Genomic DNA, 20,024 nt, shown 5'->3' on the forward strand with positions numbered 1-20,024 from the left:
TGATGCGTCCGGAGGACGCCCGCTTGAGTGGGGGGGAAGATGACGCGAACGGCGGTCTGCGGCAAGATGCGCGTGGCACCATGCCGCAGGATTGCAGCAACTCGGGCACTATGCCGCACGCTTAACGGTTAACGGGATGCCGCCATCGCGGTGCCGGCTTCGCCAAGCCAGGCTTCAAGCCCCGTGTCCCAATAGGGCGAAGGGCCGTAGAGATGCGCCAGGAAATCGATGAAGACGCGGACCTTGGCAGGCAGGAAGCGGCGGCTGGGGTACACCGCATGCAGGCCGACATCCTTGGAGGCGCGATAGGCAGGCAGGACGATGCGCAGGCGGCCGTCTCGCAGTTCCGGGCCTATGTCCCAGGTGGAACGCAAGGCGATGCCGACGCCGGCAATCAGCGCCTCGCGCACGACTTCGGACGAGTTGGTGCGCAAGGGCGCGCTGGCCCTGACGATCTCGGCACCGCGCGGCCCGACAAGTCGCCACGGGTCCTGCACGGCTGCGGCGATGCGGATGTGGTTATCCGTGAGGTCCTCGATGGATTGAGGTTCGCCGTAGCGATCCAGATAGGCGGGAGCTGCGCAAAGGACACGGTGGATCGGGGCCAGCCGCCGGGCGACGAGGCTCGAGTCCGACAGTTCGGCGATCCGGATGGCGAGATCATAGCCATCTCCGACGATGTCCACGAAATCGTCCGAGAGATCCAGGTTGAGCGACAGGTCCGGATTTGTTTCGAGGAAAGTTGCCAGATGCGGGGCGATGTGCAGACGGCCGAAGGATGTTGGCGCGCTGACCTTGAGCGTGCCCCGGGCTTGTGCCGAGCCGCGCGTGACGAAGGTTTCGGCCTCCTCGACGCTGGCCAGAATGGCGATGACACGGTCGTAGAAGCCTTGTCCGGATTCGGTCAGGGCGATCTGGCGGGTCGTGCGTTGGAGCAGGCGCGTTCCCAGACGATCCTCAAGGCGGCGGATCCGCTTGGAAACGACGGCCGGAGACAGGGCCATTTCGCGCCCGGCCGCCGACATGCTGCCGGCCGACACAACGCGGGCGAAGATTTCCATGTCCGTGAGATTGCTCATTTGTGACCAACTGGAAAGAGTTCTAGGACCAGACCCGGTGTTTCCCCGTGCCCTGAAGTTTGACAGACTGTCAGGGTCCGGGAGGTCAATGACGCTGCGTCGCAGGCGTACGCTCCGCAATGAAACTGACCTTGTGTGTATTTACGCTTTAACGGACAAACTCGGATCACGTTATGTGCGTGAGGGAAAAGGGAGAGGGAGATGGTCGGGATCGCCATGCCGGCGCCGGACCGGCACGTGCTGGAGCGCCGGGACAGCATCGTGGCCGCGCTGAAGGCCATCGTGCCGGGGGAGGGGGTCATCGACGCCCTGACCGAAATGCGCCCCTACGAGACCGATGCGCTGACCGCCTACCGGCAGATGCCGCTGGTCGTGGTGCTGCCGGAGACGGTGGACCAGGTCTCCCGGATCCTGCGTTATTGCTATGAGAACGACGTCAAGGTGGTGCCACGCGGTGCGGGCACCTCGCTGTCCGGCGGCGCGCTGCCGCTGGCCGATGGCGTGCTGATGTCGATGATGAAGTTCAACCGCATCCTCGACATCGACTTCCCCAACCGCGCCGTGATCGCCCAGCCCGGCGTCACCAATCTCGGCATCACCCGCGCGGTGGAGCATGAGGGCTTCTATTACGCGCCGGACCCGTCGTCGCAGATCGCCTGTTCGATCGGCGGCAACATCGCGGAGAACTCCGGCGGCGTGCATTGCCTGAAATACGGCCTGACCACCAACAACGTGCTGGGTCTGGAAATGGTGCTGATCACCGGCGAGGTGATCCGCCTCGGCGGCAAGCACATGGAGGCGGAGGGCTATGATCTCCTGGCGCTGATGACCGGCTCTGAAGGCCTGCTCGGCGTCGTGACGGAAGTGACCGTGCGCATCCTGCAGAAGCCGGAGACCGCGCGGGCTGCGCTGGTCGGCTTCCCGACTTCGGAGGATGGCGGGCGCTGTGTTGCCGACATCATCGCCGCCGGCATCATTCCCGGCGGCATGGAGATGATGGACGGCCCGGCAATCCAGGCCGCCGAGGATTACGTCAACGCCGGCTATCCGCGTGATGCCGAGGCGCTGCTGATCGTTGAGCTGGACGGGCCGGAAGCGGAGGTGGACTTTCTGCTGGCCCGCGTCGAGGAGATCGCCCGCGCCAACCGCGCCGGCTATCTGCGCGTCTCGACCAGCGAGGAAGAGCGGCTGGTGTTCTGGGCCGGGCGCAAGTCGGCCTTCCCGGCGGTGGGGCGCATCTCGCCGGACTATCTCTGCATGGACGGGACCATTCCGCGCCGCGAGCTGCCGCGCGTGTTGGCCGGTATGCGCGAGCTCTCCGTCAAGCACGGCCTGCGCTGCGCCAACGTGTTCCACGCCGGCGATGGCAACCTGCATCCGCTGATCCTCTATGACGCCAACAAGCCCGGCGAACTGGAGGCGGCGGAAGCCTTCGGCGCCGACATCCTGCGGCTCTGCGTGGCCGTCGGCGGGGTGCTGACCGGCGAGCATGGCGTGGGCATCGAGAAGCGCGACCTGATGCCGGAAATGTTCTCCGAGGACGACCTGAAGCAGCAGCAGCGGGTGAAATGTGCCTTTGACGACAAGCATCTGCTCAATCCGGGCAAGGTCTTCCCGGTGCTGCACCGCTGCGCCGACCTCGGGATGATGCATGTCCATAAGGGCCAACTCGCCTTCCCCGACATCCCGCGCTTCTGATCGGACCCGACGCGATGACCCATTCCGCCCTCACGCCCACCACCGCCGAAGAAACGCGCGACTTCCTGGCCTATGCCGCCGCCGAGGAGTTGCCTGTCGAGATCCTCGGCCAGGGCTCCAAACGCGCGCTGGGCCGGCCGGTGCAGACCGCCCATGTGCTGGACCTGTCGCGCCTGTCCGGTGTCGAGGTCTACGAGCCGGCCGAACTGGTGCTGACGGCCAAGGCCGGCACGCCGATGGCCGAGATCGAGGCGCTGGTGGCCGGGGCCGGGCAGGAGCTTTCCTTCGAGCCGATGGATTTCGGGCCGCTCCTCGGCGAAGCAGCCGGCAAGGGCACGCTGGGCGGGCTGATCGGTGCCAATCTCGCCGGGCCGCGCCGCATCAAGGCGGGCGCCGCGCGTGACCATATCCTCGGGCTCGATGCAGTTTCGGGCCGCGGCGAGATCTTCCGCTCCGGCGGCCGTGTGGTGAAGAACGTCACCGGCTATGACCTGCCGCGCGCGCTGACCGGGGCCTATGGCACGCTGGCCGTCTCGACGCTGATCACGCTGAAGGTGAACCCGCGCGCCGAGACCTCGGCGAGCCTGGCGCTGAACGGGCTCTCCGATGCGGCCGCCGTTGCCGCCATGTGCGCTGCCATGGGCTCTTCTGCGGAAGTCTCGGCGGCCGCGCATCTGCCGGAAGGCATCTGCCAGCGGCTCGGTGTTGCGGGCGAGGACCGCCCCGGGCCGGTGACGCTGCTGCGCCTTGAAGGCTTCGGCCCGTCGGTCGAGTACCGCTTTGCCAATCTGGCGCGGCGGCTGGCCGAGTTCGGCCCGGCCGAGCGGATCGGCGATGCCGCCTCGAAGGCGCTCTGGCAGGCCGTGCGCGACGTCATCCCCTTTGCCGGCAGCCGCAATCCGGTGTGGCGCGTTTCCTTGCCGCCGGCCTCCGGCGCCGAGCTGATGCAGCGCTTGCGCAGCATCATGCCGGTGGAAGGCTTCTACGACTGGAGCGGTGGTCTCCTGTGGCTGCAGATGCTGGACGGCGAGGTGCATGACGTGCCGTTGCGCGCGGCCATCGCCGATCACGGCGGCGGGCACGCGACCCTGATCCGGGCGAGCGCGGCGACCCGGGCCGCCGTGCCGGTGTTCCAGCCGCAGCCTGCCCCGCTGGCCGCGCTGAGCCGCCGGCTGAAGGCGCAGTTCGACCCGAAAGGCATTCTCAATCCGGGCCGCATGGTCGCCGACGCCTGAGCGCGCCGCCTTCCGCCCGACCCCGAGCCCTCACCGCAAGGTTGACCGATGCAGACGAATTTCACGCCCGAACAGCTTGCCGATCCGCATGTGGCCGATGCGGAGAAGATCCTGCGCAAATGCGTCCATTGCGGCTTCTGCACGGCGACCTGCCCGACCTTCGCGCTGCTGGGCGACGAGCTCGACAGCCCGCGTGGGCGCATCTACCTCATCAAGGACATGCTGGAGAACAACCGGCCGGCGGACGAGAAGGTGGTGAAGCACATCGACCGCTGCCTGTCGTGCCTGTCCTGCATGACCACGTGCCCGTCCGGCGTCCACTACATGCATCTCGTCGACCATGCCCGCGCGCATATCGAGAAGACCTACCGCCGGCCGCTGACCGACCGGCTGATCCGGTCGCTGCTGGCGGCCGTGCTGCCCCATCCGGGGCGCTTCCGGCTGGCGCTGGTCGGCGCCTTTGCGGCACGGCCCTTTGCCGGGCTGATGAAAAGCTTCGGCGGGCCCTTCGCCAAGCTGGGCGCGATGCTGGATCTGGCGCCGGCACGCGCACCCGGCCGGGCGCAGTTCGAGGGACCGGCGGCCTTTGCGCCGTCAGCCCCGAAACGCGGCCGGGTGGCGCTGCTCACCGGTTGCGCCCAGCCTGTGCTGGCCCCGTCGATCAACGACGCGACGATCCGCCTTTTGACGCGGGCAGGCTATGAAGTTGTGCTGCCCAAGGGCGAGACTTGCTGCGGCGCGCTGGTGCATCACATGGGCCGCGAGGAGGCCGCCCTTGCGAACGCCAGGCAGAATGTCGAAGCCTGGACGCGCGAGCTGGAGGCCGGCGGGCTGGAGGCGATCCTGATCACCGCCTCGGGCTGCGGCACCACGATCAAGGATTACGGTTACATGCTGAAGCATGACGCCGCATGGGCCGACAAGGCGGCCCGGGTGTCGGGCCTTGCCAGGGACATCACCGAGTTCCTGGCAACGCTGGATCTCGGCGCGCCCGTGCGGCCCGGCAACATGACCGTTGCCTATCATTCGGCCTGCTCGATGCAGCACGGCCAGAAGATCACGCGCCAGCCGAAGGAGCTGCTCAAGGCCGCCGGCTTCACGGTGAAGGATGTGCCGGAAGGCCATCTGTGCTGCGGATCGGCCGGCACCTACAACATCCTGCAGCCCGAGATCGCGTCGCGCCTGAGGGACCGCAAGGTCGCCAACATCGAGAAGACGAAACCGGACCTGATCGCCGCCGGCAACATCGGCTGCATGACGCAGATCGGCAAGGGCACCGGCATTCCCGTCATCCACACGGCCGAACTGCTCGACTGGGCTTACGGCGGCCCGGAACCGGAAGGCTTCGAGCGGCTGCAGCGCCAGCCGGTGCACTGACGAGCTGGCAGCGGATCTCGCCGGTCAATCCGTCGTCCCCAGCTGCACAGGGGTGCGGTCAGGTTGGGGCGGGACGGGCTTGCCGGCGAGGCGCAGGGTGCGTTCCAGGAGGGTTTCGTAGATCGGCCGGCCGCCGAGCGCGGCGGCGGTAAGGCTGGCGCAGGCGGCGGTGACGAGAACCGGCAGTACGAGGCCATAGGCGCCGGTCAGTTCAAGGACAAGCACCACGCCGACCAGCGGCGCGCGGACCGAGGCGGCAAACAGTCCGGCCATGGCGGCAATCGCGGTCGCGCGGGCTAGGCCCTCGACGTCCGGGAGCAGGACCTCGGCTGCCGTGCCGAAGGCAAGACCGGCCGCCACCGCGATGGACAGCATCGGCGCGAAGATGCCGCCCGGAACACCGGTGCCGTAACACAGGATCGCGGCGGTGAAGCGCAGCGCCATCAACGCCAGCAGGAAACCGAGCGGCGCGGCCTCATGGGCGAGCAGCTGGACGACCGCCTCGCCGCCGCCGCTGCCCTCGGGAAACAGCTGCAGCATCGCCCCCATCGCCGCACCAACGACGAGCGCCGGCAGCCACCAGACGCGCTGCGGCAGGCGCAACGGCGCATCAAGCGCCAGCACCACGGCCCGGTTGAAGCTGAGCCCCAGCAGCCCCACCGCGCCGCCGAGCAGGGCGAAGACGGGCAGCAGCAGCGGCGACAGGCCCGGGCTGGCTAGGGGCAGGCTGACGGTCTGGCCGAGCAGCGCCTCGGCAATGGCGGCGCTGCCAATGCTGGCGAGGATCACGGCCATGTAGGTGTGGGCGCGATAGGGGACCTGGCGCCGGGTTTCCTCGATGACGAAGAGGATCGCGGCCAGTGGTGCGAGAAAGGCGGCGGCAAGGCCAGCCGCGGCGCCGGCGGCGAGCAAGCCGCGTTTTTCCTCCTGGCCAAGACGGCCGACCCCGGAGACAAGCTGCATCAGGGCGGCGCCCATGTGGATCGTCGGTCCCTCGCGGCCTAGCACCATGCCGGAGCCGAGCGCCAGCACGCCGCCGGAAAATTTGACCAGAAGCACCCGCAGGGGCCGGAGCTCTCGTTCGCCCTCCAGCACGCCTTCGATCTCCTGGATGCCGCTGCCGGCGGCCTCGGGGGAAAAGCGCAGAACCAGCGCGCGCGCTGCCACCGCAAGGGCTGCCGTGGCCGCCATCGCCAGCAGAACGGCGGTGACGGTCGAGGGCGCCAGCGCACGCAGATCGGCATAGGCCGCGGCCAGTGCCTGCACGGCGAGGTGAAACCCGGTGCCCAAAAGCCCGACCAGAAGACCGCCGGCCAGCGCCAGCAGCAGATAGCCCGCAGGAACGGCCTGAAGCTGAGAAGCAAAGGGCGCCGGGTTGGGCTTCTCGGTGGGCGTCTCGGTCATGCTTCAGCAACCTCGGCTGGCGTTAAGGGGCGCTGCGGCGGGCGTTGCGCGGCCGGTTGTCCGGACTGTATGGTCTGGGCAACGCAGGCAGAAGGAACGCGCAAGATGTCGGCCGAAGGCCACAGCACGGCAATCGTCAGCCTTGGAATTTCCTGCCAGAGCTCGCGGCAGATCCGCACCCATGCGGAGGAGATCGGCCATCAGCTTGGCGAGGACATCCAGCCGGCGCGGCATTTCTTCGATGGGCTGATTGCCCCGGTGCCGGGCGTGGCCAGGCTGTTCGAGGACGGCTTTCCGCTGTTTGGCCCCGGTGACATCCGCATGGGGCCGCATCATCCCGTCTGGCATCCCTATGACATCCATTTCCTGCATCACTTCCGCGACGAGGCCGGGACAGTGGACATCGCCGGGCGCATGGCCGAGGAACTGTCCCGCTTCGGCCACATGCGGGGCAAGCTGCAGCGGCTCTCCCGGTTCGACCGGCTCGTGTTCGTGCTCTCCAACAGCCAGAACAACCTGACCATGGTGCAGGAGGAGACCGGGCTCACCGACCTGCATTTCGAGGCCAGCGCCGTCGGGCGTCTGCGCCATGCGGTCGAGCACTTCCTGAAGCGGCCTTGCGAGTTCATTCTGGTCACCCTGGACGGACGGCATGCGGACGACCTGTCCGACCATGTTCACGTCCTTGCCCCCGATGACAGCGAGTGGACCGGGGACAAGCAGCAATGGCGCGACCTGCTGCTGGAACGGCTGGCGGAGGGCCGCCAGCCGGACGGATCACATCCCGGTGGTGATCACATCACGATGACCTTGGTGCCGACGCCGACGCGCTCGTAAAGGTCGGTCACGTCCTCGTTGCGCATGCGGATGCAGCCGGAGGACACGGCGTGACCGATCGACCAGGGTTCGTTGGAGCCGTGGATGCGATAGAGCGTCGAGCCGAGATACAGGGCGCGCGCACCCAGCGGATTGTTCGGACCACCTGCCATGAAGGTCGGAAGGTCCGGGCGACGCTTGCGCATTTCGGCCGGCGGACGCCAGTCGGGCCACTCGGCCTTGCGCGTCACCTTGTGGGCGCCGGCCCATTCGAAGCCCGGCTTGCCGACGCCGACGCCGTAGCGGCGCGCGACGCCGTTTTGCTCTACCAGATAGAGATAGCGGGCGTTGGTGTCGATGATGATGGTGCCCGGCTTGTGCGGGCCGGTGTAGTCGACCACGGCGGGAAGGAACTGCGGCGCGACCTGGCGACGGACGGCAGCGGCGGCCTGCGGACTGCCGGCACTGGCGAGCCGGACGGGGGGCTGGGCAACGGGCTCACCCACCACCATGGGCGCGGGGCGCGGCTGGCCCTCGGGGCGCAACTGCAGCAGCCAGGGCTCGGCCAGGTTCGGGCTGAGGACGAGAGGGGGAGGGTTGATGCCCCGGCTGCCTTCCGCCAGGACCTGCGGCACGGGCAGGCCGATCAGGGCCACCAGCGCCAGGCTCATATAGAGTTTCATCACCGTTACTCCTCAACGCAAAGTCACACCTAAGCTCACGCGTCAGGGCATTTGCCGTTAGGGCAATGCTTGACGATTTCGCTCAAACTTTAAGGATGTTGGTGAAGGAGAATGGTGAATCAGCGAGCAATAAGTCTGGTTAACTCATGTAAAGGTTACTGCAAGGTGTCTGGACTTGGTTAGCAGATCCTGTCGGCGCCACGCGCTGAAATCCGATCACTGCACACGCCGTCTGGCATCACGTGCGATGACCGGGAGGAGGGGCTCCAACTCGCTCCGGGTCATGCCGGGCCGTACACGCGGATCATAGAGCATGTTGAGCAGGATCTGGTCGAAGGCCGTAAAGCGGCTGTGCCGGGATGTATCGTTGAACACCGAGTGCGTCAGACGCGGATCGTCATTCATCGGACCCAGACCTTGCAGGACCTCCTCGACCAGGCAGCGCCGAAACAGAAACTCGCCCTCGTCGGAGACGATGACCGCCGAGGACCCGGTGATGCCCTTACGGCCCGATTCCACCCGCACCAGGCAGCGCCCCGGCGCCTCTGCGGTCTCGTCGGCGTAGATTTCTCCCCTGACGGTCGCAAGATAGCCGGCGCGATCGACAACGAAGATATTGAAATTGGCTTCTTCACCTGGAGCCGCCAGGCGGGCGTCCAGAGCCGGAATCTTGCGTGGCAGCTCGGCCAGAAATGATTCTATGGCGGCAGTGCGGTTGCGCCGGGACAGGCTGTGAATGCGGAAGCGGACCGGCGTCACGTATTTCTTGACGAGATAGGGCTGCCAGCTCCAGGCTCGGTATTCCAGACCGAACACGGTGTTGTTGAAGCCTTCGATCAGTTCTTCGGCAGTAAAGCTCTCCGGTCCCGCGCGGGCGGGAAGCGCCGCAAGCAGGCCGACCATGAACAGCATGATGGCGGTAGGAAGCAGCGGCATGGCGCGGGACGTCAGACCCTCTTGTTAAGAAACGGCTGTCCATCCTCAGGACCGGTGAGGGTGAATGTACCGAATGCGCTAACGACTTGGAAACCAAATCTTCTTCATCACGTTTCCGGCAAGTCAGGTGCTGCTGAACCTCACCTCGAGGAACATTTCCTTAAACATCGAGAGATATAAAGCGATAGATGAGCACGGAAATTCTGCGCGAGCGGTGACGGTTAAGAACGGGAGTTGGCATGGCTGCGGTCAAACGTGTTTTCCGGGCGGAAAGCCTGTTTCGCGATGCGGCGGGCGTTGCGAACCAACCCGAACGAACCGACGAGCAGCGGCACCGCGAACTGATGGCCGAAATGGCCTCTTTGCGCGCGCTCATGAAGGGGGCGCCAGACCCCAAGGAAATGAGCGAGCACGTCATGCAGGAGTTCCGGCGTGAGCTTGGCGAGGCGGCCAAGCTCAAGAAGGAACTGGACGCCATGTACGAAGCGATCCTTATGACCAAGAAGGAGATCGCGGCGCTGCATCACACCACCGGTTCCGAGGGACCGGAAATGACCCGCGTCACCAACGAGCTGGATGCGATCGTCATCGGTACGGAAGGGGCGACCGAAGCCATCCTGTCGGCTTCCGAGTTCATTGACGAGACGGCCAATACCCTGTCCGCGCGGCTGAGCGGCCAGGACCGCGACTTGGCCAATGACATCCAGGAACAGGTCATCCAGATCTTCGAGGCCTGCAACTTCCAGGATCTCACCGGCCAGCGCATCTCCAAGGTGGTCGGTGCCCTACGCTTTGTCGAGGATCGCATCATCGACATGATGAACATCTGGGGCGGCATCGAAGCCTTCAAGGAAATCGAGTTCAAGATGCGCGAAGGCAACTCCGAAGGCGATGCCGCGCTGCTCAATGGCCCGTCGCTGCACACCGACACGGATACCGTCAGCCAGGACGACATCGACGCCCTGTTCGCTTGAGTGGTTCAACCCGCAGATTTCGGAAAGGCCGGCCTGTCCGGCCTTTTTTGTTGTTCGGTTGCCTGCCTGATGTTAAGAACAAAGAAAGAACATGAATGAGGTGGTCATGAACGCGCCGATGGACGAAACGCTGCCCTCCGGCCTGATGCGCGGCGCTGACGGAGAGGTTCGCTGCTGGTGGCAGCAGGGGCTCGACGACTATGCTCATTACCATGACCGGGAGTGGGGCCGTCCGGTGACGGATGACACGCGGCTGTTCGAGAAGATCTGTCTCGAGGGCTTTCAGTCCGGCCTGTCCTGGCTGACCATCCTGCGCAAGCGCGAGAATTTCCGTGCGGCCTTTGCCGGGTTCGACATCGACAAGGTGGCCGCTTTTACCGAGGCTGACATCGAGCGCTGTGTGACTGACGCGGGCATCGTGCGGCACCGGGGCAAGATCGTCTCGACCGTCAACAACGCCCGGCGTGCACAGGAACTGCGTGCCGAATTCGGCACGCTGGCGGCTTATTTCTGGGCGCATGAACCTGGCCCGGCGGACCGGCCCGCGGTGTGCGACCACGCGACGCTGAGCCGGATGGCGACATCCCCGGCGAGCCTTGCCATCTCGAAGGATCTGAAGAAGCGCGGCTGGACCTTTGTCGGCCCGACGACGGTCTATGCCTTCATACAGGCGATGGGGCTGGTCAATGACCACCTTGAGGGTTGCTGCGTCCGGGCCGAAATCGAGGCGGTCCGGGCAGAGTTCATCCGTCCGAAACGCGGATAAAAAAAGTCCGCGCCCTTTTTGCAAACGGCGCGGACAGTTGGTGGAGTGCATCCGTGCGGATGCTTGGCAGTCTGACCTAGGGGATCGTCAGGCTGCTTGGATCTCGGTAATGAACTTCGTCACCTGCGTGCTGAGGCGGCCGCTGCGATCGGCGAGCGCGCGGGCGGTCGACAGCACTTGTGTGGTGGCGGCGCTGTTTGTCTCTGCTGCCTCATTGAGGCTGGCGATGTTGCGGGAGACTTCGGTCGTCCCTTGCGCTGCTTCGGTGATGTTGCGGCTGATTTCATCGGTTGTCGTGTTCTGCTCCTCGGCAGCTGCCGCAACGCCAGAGGAAATGTCATTCAGGTCGGCGATGATGTTGGCGATCAGTTCGATCACGGGCACCGTGTTCTGAACATCGGACTGCATCTTGCCGATCTGACCGGTGATCTCTTCGGTTGCCTTTGCAGTCTGGTTGGCGAGCGATTTGACCTCGTTGGCAACCACGGCGAAGCCCTTGCCGGCCTCACCGGCGCGAGCGGCCTCGATGGTGGCATTCAGCGCCAGCAGATTGGTCTGTTCGGCGATGCTGCGGATGAGGTCGATGATCTCGCCGATGGCTTCGGCGCCGGTCTGCAGCGACGAGACGCGGGACGTTGCCGATGTCACGTGCTCCTTCGCCGTCGCAGCCAGTTGCGAGGTCTTGACGATCTGGGCGCTGACTTCCCGGATGGACGAGGACATCTCTTCCGTGGCGCCTGCGACCATCTGCACATTGGCCGAGGCCTGTGTGGCGGCAGATGCGATCGTGCCGCTCTGTGACGCTGTTTCCTCGGCCGTGCTAGCCATGGACTGGGCGGTCGCCTCCAGCTCGGTTGCTGAGGAGTTCAACACGGTCAGAGCCTGATCGACGTCCTCCTGGAAGCGGAATGTCAGCTGGCGGATCTGTTCGGCCTGTTCGGCCTTGCGGGAAGCTTCGGCGACCTGTTCCTGCATCATGGTCTGACGTTCGGAGGCGTTGATCTTGAACACTTCCATGGCCTTGGCAATGGACCCGACTTCATCGGTCTGGTCGGCATAGTCGACCTTGAATTCGAACTCACCCTTGGCAAGGCGCTGCAGGCCCTCGACCATGACGGTCAAGGGGCGAACGATGAAGCGACGTGAGACAAAGAAACCTGCAACCAGACCGGCTCCAATGCCAATGACAGCGACGGCGATCAACAAGAAGCCGGAACTGCTGGCCATGTCGCCCGCTTCTTCGGAGCGGCGATTGCCAGTGGCTTCAGAGAAATCGACATAACGCAGCAGCGCTGTCGCGATCTTGTCGGCGAGTTCGCGTGAGGTTGCGACTTCGGTCAGGATTGCCTGCTGATCCGCGGTCAACGTTGTGTTCGAACTGCGCTCCGCCACATCAAGCGCACGGGCCATGCGCGGCGTGTATTCGTCGAACAGCTCCTGGATTTCGATCAGCATCCCGCGCTGCTCGCCTTCGGCGTTTGCAACGGCGGCGGCAATGCGTTCGCGGAAGGAGGCCTGGGTCGCCTCGATATCGCGGCGAATGGCGGCAGCTTGACCGGGATCGGCCGCAAGCCGGTATTCGGCGCGGCTGAGGGTCAGAATGTTCTGGTTCATCTGGGCGCCGAGTTTGACGTCAGAGGCCGTCCGGTTGATTGCTCCCGCTGCTGTATTCAAATGGTCAAGCGAGAAGTAGCCAATACCGGAGTTGATGAGCGAGATGATGCTCAAGAGAAAGACGACCGACATGACTTTGCCGGAGACCGAGATATTGCGCATGAACATTGTCCGTGCCTCCAGAGCTTAGTTACGGAGGGTGATCAAGAAAAAATTCTTGATCTACGGAGATGATCGACGGTCAAAATTGACCGAATGTTAAAAAGTTATAGAATTATTAACAGAGTTAACTTGAGTATAAAGGCATTCCGTTTGGGAAGCTAAATCCCGCTAACCATATCGTCCAAAATACTGAAGAAGCCTGTGATCCAAAACGGAATTGGCGATTTCCGCACTGCACCTGCCGCGCTGCGGGAGGCAGGCACGAAACAAAAACGCCACCGTGTCACAGCGACACGGCGGCGTTTACCGGCAGGCAGATTGTCTCAGCCGTTCACCTTTTCCGCAAGCGGGTCGAACAGGCGGTTGGTGGCGCGGAAGATGTAGTCGGGCTTCTCGACGCTGACCGCAGTGGCCCCATGGGCGATCAGCATCTGGGCGCAATCGGGGGCGAGATCGCGCGGGCAGAGCAGGCTGAGCACGCCGCTTTCGGCGGCAAGGCCATAGATCAGCTCGGCGCCCATCGGCAGGATGTCTTTCACCGCGCCGCGGGTGTCGGGGACATGGGCGCGGACCAGCCGGCTGCCCCGTGCGGTTTCCTCGGCCGCGACACGGTCGAGGATGGTGCGGGCGGCGGACAGCGCCTCGCCGCTCCAGTCGGCCTCCAGCGAGGCAACGAGATGCGCCTGGCTTTTCAGGATCACGCCATCGGCGAGGATCTTCAGCGCATTGGCTTCGAGTGTCGAACCGGTGGTCGTGATGTCGACGATCAGCTCGGCAGAGCCGGCCGCCGGCGCGCCCTCGGTTGCCCCGGCGCTTTCGACGATCCAGTAATCGGCAATGCCGTGACGGGCGAAGAAGGCGCGGGTGAGGGTGACGTATTTCGTGGCAACGCGCATGCGCCGGCCATGGCGGTTGCGGAAGTCGGAGGCGACATCGCCAAGATCGGCCATGGTCTCCACGTCGATCCAGGCCTTCGGCACGGCGACGACCACATCGGCGGGGCCGAAGCCGAGCGGGGTGACGACATGGACGAGCTTGTCCGGCGTCGCGATGCTCTCATGCACCAAGTCCAGACCGGTGATGCCGAAATGGATGCTGCCGGCGGCCAGCTCCCGGGCGATTTCGGAGGCGGACAGGAAGGCGATCTCGACGTTGTCGAGCCCCTTGATGGCGCCGCGATAATTGCGGTCACCGCCGGGCTGGACGATCTTTAGGCCGGCACCGGCGAAGAACTCGGAGGTGTTTTCCTGCAGGCGGCCCTTGGAGGGAATGCCGATGATGAGCCGGGTCATGCGCGGGCCTCCAGCACAGCGGTGAGACGGTCAAGCCAGAGCGAGAAACCGACGGCGGGAACCTCGTCATTTGCGCCGAGGAGACGCAGCAGCCGGTCGTAGCGGCCGCCGCCCAGAAGGGTGCCCGCGTTCGCAGCGCCGGGGGCGCTGACCTCGAACACGAAACCCGTGTAATAGTCGAGCCGGCGGCCGAAATCGGCGGCGAAGCGGATCTGGACAAGGTCGAGCCCATGGCTTGCCATGGCTGCCGTGCGGGCGCGGAAGGCCGCGAGCGGGGCGGCGAGATCAAGGCCGTGGCGGGCTGCGAAGGCTTCGAGCGCGTCCGCGCTCTCGTCCGGACGGCCCGTGATCGCAAGGTACTCGCTGAGGATGCTGGCAGCCGCCTTGTGGGTGCCTGCGCCGCTGGCAAGCGCGGCCTGTTCCAGGAAGCGTTCGGCGATCTCGCTGGCGGTGCGGCCGCCCACGGCGGAAATGCCGGCAATGGACAGGAGATCGGCGACGACCTCCTGCGCGGCATCGGGATTGGCACCCTCCAGCGCGGCGAGGAAGCCCAGGCGGGCGTCGCGGCGCTGGTCGGACGGGGCACCTGCGCCGCTCATCCGGGTGATGGCGGCGGTCAGGCGTTCGCCTTCGCCGAAGAGATCGCGCAGGCGGCGCTGCCAGACGACCGGCAGATCGAGCCCGGCCAGAACGGCGGAAAACAGGGTCTCGTCGCCGATCCGCACCACGGGATGCTCAAGGCCGAGATCGGTCAGCACGGAAAGGGCGAGCGCCAGCATGGCGGCATCGGCGTCTTCCCGGTCGGCGCGGCCGAGGCTTTCGGCGCCCGCCTGCGGGATCTCGCCCAGCTCGCCCGGCCGCTGGCGGAACACGGGGCCGGCATAGCAGTAATCATCGCGCCGGTAGGCCGGCTCGCTTTCGAGGTGCTGGCGGCAGACCGGGATGGTGAAATCCGGCCGCAGGCACAGCTCGCGCCCGTCGGCGCCGCTGGTCAGGAACAGGCGGCGGCGGATGTCCTCGCCGGTCAGGTCCAGGAACACGTCCGCAGGCTGCAGGATCGGCGGATCGATGCGGGTGTGCCCGGCAGCTTCCAGCCGGGCAAGGGCCTTGCTTGCGAGCGCGGCGGGCGAAAGATCAGGTCTCGACATGTCCGGGTCGTCCCCTTCAGGCGTTGGCCAGCTTGCCGCGCGAGCGGTCCTCGGCCTGCGCGGCCAGCATCTTGCGCACGGTCTCGACCAGGTCGGTCTCGCGCACGGTCTCCTGCGCCGGGCGGCTTTCGCGCCATGTTACATTGTCGGTTATTTCACCTGAAAGACGCTTGCCCTCGATGAGGTCCTTGATCTGGATCTCGCCGTTGGCGCGCTCGTCTGAGCCCTGGATGATGGCCAGCGGGCAGCCGCGCTTGTCGGCATATTTCAGCTGGTTGCCGAACTTCTTCCAGTTGCCCTGGTACATCTCGGCGCGGATACCGGCCGCGCGCAGCTGCTGCGTCATGGCCTGATACTTCGCGAGGGCACCCACATCGCCGTCCATGACGGTGACCAGCACCGGTTCCAGCACCTCGGCCACATCGAGCTTGCCGAGGTTCTTCAGCGCGCTCATCAGGCGCGAGACGCCGATGGAGAAGCCGGTTGCCGGAACGTCGCGGCCGGTGAAGCGCTTGACGAGACCGTCATAACGGCCACCGCCACCAACGGAGCCGAACTGGACGACCTCGCCCTTCTCGTTGGTGACCGGGAAGGTCAGCTCGGCCTCGTAGACCGGACCGGTGTAATATTCGAGACCGCGGACAACGGCTGGCGATATGAAAACGCGGTCAGTATAGCCAGCTGCGATAATCAAACTCGCGATTGTGTCGAGTTCATCAAAGCCTTGATTTGCAGTCTCATTATCACCGCAGATTGCCTTGATGCAATCGAGGGTCTCTTTTGCACTGTCTCGCGTGGCTTTTAGTAGCTCGACAACACGCGCGATACGCGGGGCGTCAAGTCCGGCACCTGCAGTGAAATCACCGCTGTCGTCCTTCCTGCCCGCTCCGAGAAGCAGCTCGACACCTTCGATTCCGAATTTGTCATACTTGTCCATGGCGCGCAGGACGGTCAGACGGCGTTCGGCGTTTTCATTACCGCCTAGGCCAATGATCTCCATCACACCGTCAAGCAGTTTGCGATTATTCACGCGAATAACGTACTTGCCCTTGAGGCCAAGCGCGTCGAGCGTGTCGGCGAACATCATGCACATCTCGGCATCTGCGGCAGCGCCGGGCGCGCCGACGCTGTCGGCATCGAACTGCATGAACTGGCGGAAACGGCCGGGACCGGGCTTCTCGTTGCGGAATACCCAGCCGGCGCGGTAGCTGCGGAAGGGCAGCTGGATCTCGTTGATGTGCTCGGCGACGTGGCGCGCCAGCGGCGCGGTCAGGTCATAGCGCAGGCTCATCCACTGTTCGTCGTCGTCCTGCACCGAGAACACGCCGGCATTCGGGCGGTCGGTGTCGGGCAGAAACTTGCCGAGGCAGTCGGTGTATTCGAAGGCCGGCGTCTCGATCGGCTCGAAGCCGTAGAGCTCGTAGACGCCCTTGATCTTCGCGAGCATATGCTCGCTGGCACGGATCTCCTCAGCCGACCGGTCGACAAAGCCGCGCGGAAGCCGCGCCTTGAGTTTCTGGGACTTCGGATTGGACATGGGGATCACGGTACTTTGAGGAAAGATCAATGCCTCCGCTGTCCCCGACCGGCGACAACAGGCAGGTGTTTCCTAGACGAAACAAGGGGGGCGGGCAAGGCCGGGTGCTGTCGCGTCAGCCTGTGGGAGGCCGCCGCTGGTGCTCAGCCGTTGTCACGCTCGAGCGTGTCGAACACCGTCTCGATGGCTTTCAGCTGGTTGCTGTGGAAGGCACGGCCGGCGGCGAACCAGTCATCAAGGATGGAGCCGGCTGGTGGTGCAGCCGGGGTTTCCGGCTCAGGCGCGGGCGCAGCGGCAGATCGTTGCGCCGGCCGCTGGACGGCCTGAGGCGACGAGGGAGCGCTGGCGGAGGGGGCTGCGGGAGACGCCTTGTCGCCAAGGCCGAGGAAGCTGGTCCAGAAGGACTGCACCGCATCGGCATAGCCTGCCATCATCGCGGCGGGGGTCGGCACGGGCTTGGGCCGGCCACGGGCATAGCCGGCCATGAAGGCATCGAACAGGTCGCGGGCCTGTCCATGCAGATAGGGGCGGGCAACCTGTCCCATGGCAAGGGTCGCTGCGACCGGCATCAGGGCCGTGATCGCGTCCTGCTGCACGCCGGTGAGGCGGGCGATCTGATCGGCGATCGCCTGCTGCACCGGAGCTGGACCAAAGAACCAGTTGGTCGGCGCTGGCGCTGTGCCAAAGGAGAACGGATCGGCTTGCGTTGGGCTTTGCACCGACATTGGCATCGGCATCTGCCCAGCCTGTCCCTTCAGCAGGCCGAGGAAGCCCTGAAGGCCATCCGGCGCTGCGGTGGTGTGGCGCAGGCCGGTGAAGGCGGCCGGCAGCAGGGCACCCATGGCGCGGGTGACATCCGCGTCGGCAAGACCAAACTGCTGCCGCATGGTTGCGACAACACCTGCCGGGTCAAAGGAGGAAAACAGTCCGCTCGGGTCGCTCATGCTGCCTCACACCGGAATCGCATTGTTCCACATGATCAGCCTTCGCGCCCGTGCGGTCAAATGTCCTCTCTGATCAATACGCATAGTCCTGATAAGCGCGGCGGACATCGCCGCCCCAAGCTCCATGATAGCGCTCCAGCATCTGGTCGGCCGGGGACTGGCCAAGGGCGAGGGCTTCTTCCAGCGAGGCAAGATGCACCCGCTCGTCCTGGCCGCCATCATTGAGGCGGGCCCGGCGCTTGAGGCCTTCGCGCGACAGGGCCAGCATCTCGCGGGCGAGATCCAGCACGGTCCCGCTACGGAACGGGGTCTGCAGCCCGTGGATCGGCACGTCGTTGCGCAGGGCAAGGCGCTCGGCCTCGGTCCAGCCTTTCACCATCTGCCAAGCGTCTTCCAGGATGCCCTCGTCATAGAGCAGGCCGACCCACAGGGCGGGCAGGGCGCAGATCCGGCGCCAGGGGCCGCCGTCGGCACCGCGCATCTCCAGATACTTTTTCAGCCGCACATCCGGGAACAGCGTCGACAGGTGGTTGTTCCAGTCGCCGATGGTCGGCAGGCCGTCGGGCAGCTTGTCCTTCAGCGCACCGTTCATGAACTGGCGGAAGGTGGTGGTGGTTGCCTCGAAGTACGTGTCGCCGCGCTTGACGAAATACATCGGCACGTCGATGGCCCAGTTCACATAGGCCTCGAAGCCGAAGTCCTCGTGGAAGGCAAAGGGGATCGGGCCGGAGCGCTGGTTGTCCGTGTCCTTCCAGATCTCGGCGCGGAAGGACTTGAAGCCGTTCGGCTTGCCTTCGGTGAAGGGCGAGTTGGCGAAGATGGCGGTGGCGACCGGCTGCAGCGCCAGACTGACGCGCATCTTCTTGACCATGTCCGCCTCATCGGCGAAGTCGAGGTTCACCTGGATCGTCGAGGTCCGGTACATCATGTCGAGGCCGAGCGAGCCCACTTTCGGCATGTAGCCCGACATGATGGCATAGCGCGACTTCGGCATGACCGGGACATCCGACCGGCTCCAGGTCGGGGTGAAGCCGAGGCCAAGGAAGCCGATGCCCAGGGGCTCGGCAATCTCGTTGACCTGCGCCAGATGCGCGTTGGTCTCGCGGCAGGTCTGGTGCAGGTTGTCGAGCGGCGCGCCGGACAGCTCGAACTGCCCGCCCGGTTCGATGGAAATGGCGCCGCCCGCGACCGGGTCGGCAAGGCCGATGATGTGCCCCTTGTCGGAGATGCGCTCCCAGCCGAGGAGGCCTTCCATGCCTTTCAGCAGGGCCTCGATGCCGCGCGGGCCAGCATAGGGAACCGGCGACAGGTCGGCCTTGTAGAAGGCGAATTTCTCATGCTCGGTGCCCAGGCGGAACTGGTCCTTGGGCTTGGAGCCCGAGGCAAGATGGTCAGCCAGTTCCCTGACACTGGTGATCGGCGTCGAATCGATGGTGTCGCGAGCCATGGGGGCGTCTCCGGCAGCGGGTTGGGGCGGCACAATAGCGGTGCCCCGGCCCTTGAACAAACACGTAGTTTCACAAATGCGCGATAAGTTTCGCGGACGGCATGTTGCGGGCGCGTGCCCGGTTGGCCGCGTCCTGCGGCCGATGGGTCATTTCCAGTCGCCAAGCACCGCCTGCACCACGGCAAAGGCGGCAACGGCAGCCGTATCGGCGCGCAAGACGCGCGGTCCGAGCGGGATGGGCGTGACGAAGGACTGGCGGCGCAGCAAGGCGCGCTCGTCCTCCGAGAAACCGCCTTCCGGCCCGATCAGCAGCGCCAGCGGACGGGCGCCATCTGCCTTCAACGCCTCAAGCGGGCCGAGCGGATTCTGGCTTGCCTCGCCCTCGTCGCAGAAGATCAGCTGGCGGGACGCATTGTCCTTGTCCCAGCTGCCGATGACGTCGGCAAGCGGCCGCGGCTCGCGCACCTCGGCCAGCTGCAGGATGCCGCATTGTTCGGCAGCCTCGATGACGTTGGCGCTCATTCGCTCGGTGTTCACCCGCGTCGCCTGGGTGTGGCGCGTGAGGACCGGCGACAGACGCGAGGCCCCCATCTCCACGGCCTTCTGGACCATGTAGTCGAGGCGGGCGTGTTTCAGCGGGGCAAAGAGATAGTCGAAGTCGCTCGCCGCCGGTTGTGGCCGGGTCTGTTCGGCGGGAACGAGTGCACAGGTCTTGCGCGTCGGCGTCTCGATCTTCGCCCGCCATTCCCCGTCGCGTCCGTTGAAAAGCAACACCTCATCGCCCGCGCCGAGCCGCAGCACGTTGAGAAGGTAATTGCTCTGGTCCTTGCTGGCCTCGACAGCGCTGTCGCCTGCAAGGGGCGCGTCCACGAAGAGACGCTGCATGCGGAATTCATAACGGGGCATGGCAGG

Annotated in this window: 17 protein-coding genes; 6 read left to right on the plus strand and 11 right to left on the minus strand. The window is 65.3% G+C overall.

The genetic code is table 11. The annotated features are described in order from the left end of the window. Nucleotides 1-128: 128 nt before the first annotated feature. Nucleotides 129-1,079, minus strand: a complete 951-nt coding sequence (locus C8348_RS04810; protein ID WP_106752150.1) for a LysR family transcriptional regulator — start codon at nucleotides 1,077-1,079, stop codon at nucleotides 129-131. Between the two features lie 201 nt (nucleotides 1,080-1,280). Between C8348_RS04810 and C8348_RS04815 the strand changes: the two genes are divergently transcribed. From C8348_RS04815 to glcF, 3 genes are read left to right on the plus strand one after another with little or no spacing between them, the layout of a single operon-like run. After that, nucleotides 1,281-2,777 carry an FAD-linked oxidase C-terminal domain-containing protein gene (locus C8348_RS04815; protein ID WP_106752151.1) on the plus strand — a complete coding sequence of 499 codons (1,497 nt, stop codon included), beginning with the start codon at nucleotides 1,281-1,283 and terminating at the stop codon, nucleotides 2,775-2,777. 14 nt (nucleotides 2,778-2,791) lie between these two features. Beyond that, nucleotides 2,792-4,012, plus strand: coding sequence for an FAD-binding protein (locus C8348_RS04820; RefSeq protein WP_106752152.1), 1,221 nt, complete (start codon nucleotides 2,792-2,794; stop codon nucleotides 4,010-4,012). 48 nt (nucleotides 4,013-4,060) lie between these two features. Next, a complete protein-coding gene (glcF, locus tag C8348_RS04825; RefSeq protein WP_106752153.1) occupies nucleotides 4,061-5,389 on the plus strand; it encodes a glycolate oxidase subunit GlcF in 1,329 nt (442 codons plus the stop codon). A 24-nt stretch (nucleotides 5,390-5,413) separates the two neighbouring features. Here the strand turns inward: glcF and clcA are convergent, their stop codons facing one another. Next, entirely contained in the window at nucleotides 5,414-6,793 is a 1,380-nt protein-coding gene (gene clcA, locus C8348_RS04830) for a H(+)/Cl(-) exchange transporter ClcA (RefSeq protein WP_106752154.1), read from the minus strand. A 105-nt stretch (nucleotides 6,794-6,898) separates the two neighbouring features. Between clcA and C8348_RS04835 the strand changes: the two genes are divergently transcribed. Beyond that, nucleotides 6,899-7,630, plus strand: coding sequence for a hypothetical protein (locus C8348_RS04835; RefSeq protein ID WP_157950380.1), 732 nt, complete (start codon nucleotides 6,899-6,901; stop codon nucleotides 7,628-7,630). Here the strand turns inward: C8348_RS04835 and C8348_RS04840 are convergent. Both C8348_RS04840 and C8348_RS04845 read right to left on the minus strand, forming a co-directional pair. Next, a complete protein-coding gene (locus tag C8348_RS04840; RefSeq protein ID WP_106752156.1) occupies nucleotides 7,588-8,292 on the minus strand; it encodes a L,D-transpeptidase in 705 nt (234 codons plus the stop codon). The genes C8348_RS04835 and C8348_RS04840 overlap by 43 nt on opposite strands. Before the next feature lie 216 nt (nucleotides 8,293-8,508). Beyond that, nucleotides 8,509-9,228, minus strand: coding sequence for a DUF2927 domain-containing protein (locus C8348_RS04845; protein ID WP_106752157.1), 720 nt, complete (start codon nucleotides 9,226-9,228; stop codon nucleotides 8,509-8,511). Nucleotides 9,229-9,467: 239 nt separating this feature from the next. Between C8348_RS04845 and C8348_RS04850 the strand changes: the two genes are divergently transcribed. Continuing rightward, nucleotides 9,468-10,202, plus strand: a complete 735-nt coding sequence (locus C8348_RS04850; RefSeq protein ID WP_106752158.1) for a protein phosphatase CheZ — start codon at nucleotides 9,468-9,470, stop codon at nucleotides 10,200-10,202. A 91-nt stretch (nucleotides 10,203-10,293) separates the two neighbouring features. Next, nucleotides 10,294-10,968 (plus strand): DNA-3-methyladenine glycosylase I, encoded by a 675-nt coding sequence (locus C8348_RS04855; RefSeq protein ID WP_425270806.1) that lies wholly within the window; start codon nucleotides 10,294-10,296, stop codon nucleotides 10,966-10,968. 87 nt (nucleotides 10,969-11,055) lie between these two features. On the opposite strand, the gene C8348_RS04860 is transcribed toward C8348_RS04855, so the two are convergent. The 7 genes from C8348_RS04860 to C8348_RS04890 form a co-directional block, all read right to left on the minus strand. After that, on the minus strand, nucleotides 11,056-12,744 hold the full coding sequence (locus C8348_RS04860; RefSeq protein WP_198646935.1) for a methyl-accepting chemotaxis protein: 1,689 nt from the start codon (nucleotides 12,742-12,744) through the stop codon (nucleotides 11,056-11,058). 323 nt (nucleotides 12,745-13,067) lie between these two features. Next, nucleotides 13,068-14,036 carry an ATP phosphoribosyltransferase gene (hisG, locus tag C8348_RS04865; RefSeq protein WP_106752160.1) on the minus strand — a complete coding sequence of 323 codons (969 nt, stop codon included), beginning with the start codon at nucleotides 14,034-14,036 and terminating at the stop codon, nucleotides 13,068-13,070. Then, nucleotides 14,033-15,184 (minus strand): ATP phosphoribosyltransferase regulatory subunit, encoded by a 1,152-nt coding sequence (locus C8348_RS04870; RefSeq protein WP_106752161.1) that lies wholly within the window; start codon nucleotides 15,182-15,184, stop codon nucleotides 14,033-14,035. The genes hisG and C8348_RS04870 overlap by 4 nt, the downstream gene beginning before the upstream one ends. A 16-nt stretch (nucleotides 15,185-15,200) precedes the next feature. Then, a complete protein-coding gene (gene hisS, locus C8348_RS04875; RefSeq protein ID WP_106752162.1) occupies nucleotides 15,201-16,721 on the minus strand; it encodes a histidine--tRNA ligase in 1,521 nt (506 codons plus the stop codon). Between the two features lie 143 nt (nucleotides 16,722-16,864). Further along, nucleotides 16,865-17,665 (minus strand): DUF937 domain-containing protein, encoded by an 801-nt coding sequence (locus C8348_RS04880; RefSeq protein ID WP_106752163.1) that lies wholly within the window; start codon nucleotides 17,663-17,665, stop codon nucleotides 16,865-16,867. Between the two features lie 73 nt (nucleotides 17,666-17,738). Next, the gene (locus C8348_RS04885) at nucleotides 17,739-19,112 is read right to left on the minus strand and encodes a glutamate--cysteine ligase (protein WP_106752164.1); all 1,374 of its coding nucleotides are present in this window, start codon (nucleotides 19,110-19,112) and stop codon (nucleotides 17,739-17,741) included. A 147-nt stretch (nucleotides 19,113-19,259) separates the two neighbouring features. Then, nucleotides 19,260-20,018, minus strand: coding sequence for a 16S rRNA (uracil(1498)-N(3))-methyltransferase (locus C8348_RS04890; protein ID WP_106752165.1), 759 nt, complete (start codon nucleotides 20,016-20,018; stop codon nucleotides 19,260-19,262). Nucleotides 20,019-20,024 lie beyond the last annotated feature (6 nt).

It is taken from the genome of Pannonibacter carbonis (assembly GCF_003012935.1).
GTDB classification, from domain to species: domain Bacteria; phylum Pseudomonadota; class Alphaproteobacteria; order Rhizobiales; family Stappiaceae; genus Pannonibacter; species Pannonibacter carbonis.

Bases quoted from the DNA above. Each gene is read 5' to 3' on its own strand.
- C8348_RS04845 (WP_106752157.1), bottom strand. From the start codon at position 9,228: ATGCCGCTGCTTCCTACCGCCATCATGCTGTTCATGGTCGGCCTGCTT.
- C8348_RS04815 (WP_106752151.1), top strand. From the start codon at position 1,281: ATGGTCGGGATCGCCATGCCGGCGCCGGACCGGCACGTGCTGGAGCGC.
- C8348_RS04810 (WP_106752150.1), bottom strand. From the start codon at position 1,079: ATGAGCAATCTCACGGACATGGAAATCTTCGCCCGCGTTGTGTCGGCC.
- hisG (WP_106752160.1), bottom strand. From the start codon at position 14,036: ATGACCCGGCTCATCATCGGCATTCCCTCCAAGGGCCGCCTGCAGGAA.
- C8348_RS04835 (WP_157950380.1), top strand. From the start codon at position 6,899: ATGTCGGCCGAAGGCCACAGCACGGCAATCGTCAGCCTTGGAATTTCC.
- C8348_RS04890 (WP_106752165.1), bottom strand. From the start codon at position 20,018: ATGCCCCGTTATGAATTCCGCATGCAGCGTCTCTTCGTGGACGCGCCC.
- C8348_RS04840 (WP_106752156.1), bottom strand. From the start codon at position 8,292: ATGAAACTCTATATGAGCCTGGCGCTGGTGGCCCTGATCGGCCTGCCC.
- C8348_RS04850 (WP_106752158.1), top strand. From the start codon at position 9,468: ATGGCTGCGGTCAAACGTGTTTTCCGGGCGGAAAGCCTGTTTCGCGAT.
- clcA (WP_106752154.1), bottom strand. From the start codon at position 6,793: ATGACCGAGACGCCCACCGAGAAGCCCAACCCGGCGCCCTTTGCTTCT.
- C8348_RS04880 (WP_106752163.1), bottom strand. From the start codon at position 17,665: ATGAGCGACCCGAGCGGACTGTTTTCCTCCTTTGACCCGGCAGGTGTT.
- C8348_RS04855 (WP_425270806.1), top strand. From the start codon at position 10,294: ATGAATGAGGTGGTCATGAACGCGCCGATGGACGAAACGCTGCCCTCC.
- glcF (WP_106752153.1), top strand. From the start codon at position 4,061: ATGCAGACGAATTTCACGCCCGAACAGCTTGCCGATCCGCATGTGGCC.
- hisS (WP_106752162.1), bottom strand. From the start codon at position 16,721: ATGTCCAATCCGAAGTCCCAGAAACTCAAGGCGCGGCTTCCGCGCGGC.
- C8348_RS04885 (WP_106752164.1), bottom strand. From the start codon at position 19,112: ATGGCTCGCGACACCATCGATTCGACGCCGATCACCAGTGTCAGGGAA.
- C8348_RS04820 (WP_106752152.1), top strand. From the start codon at position 2,792: ATGACCCATTCCGCCCTCACGCCCACCACCGCCGAAGAAACGCGCGAC.
- C8348_RS04870 (WP_106752161.1), bottom strand. From the start codon at position 15,184: ATGTCGAGACCTGATCTTTCGCCCGCCGCGCTCGCAAGCAAGGCCCTT.
- C8348_RS04860 (WP_198646935.1), bottom strand. From the start codon at position 12,744: ATGCGCAATATCTCGGTCTCCGGCAAAGTCATGTCGGTCGTCTTTCTC.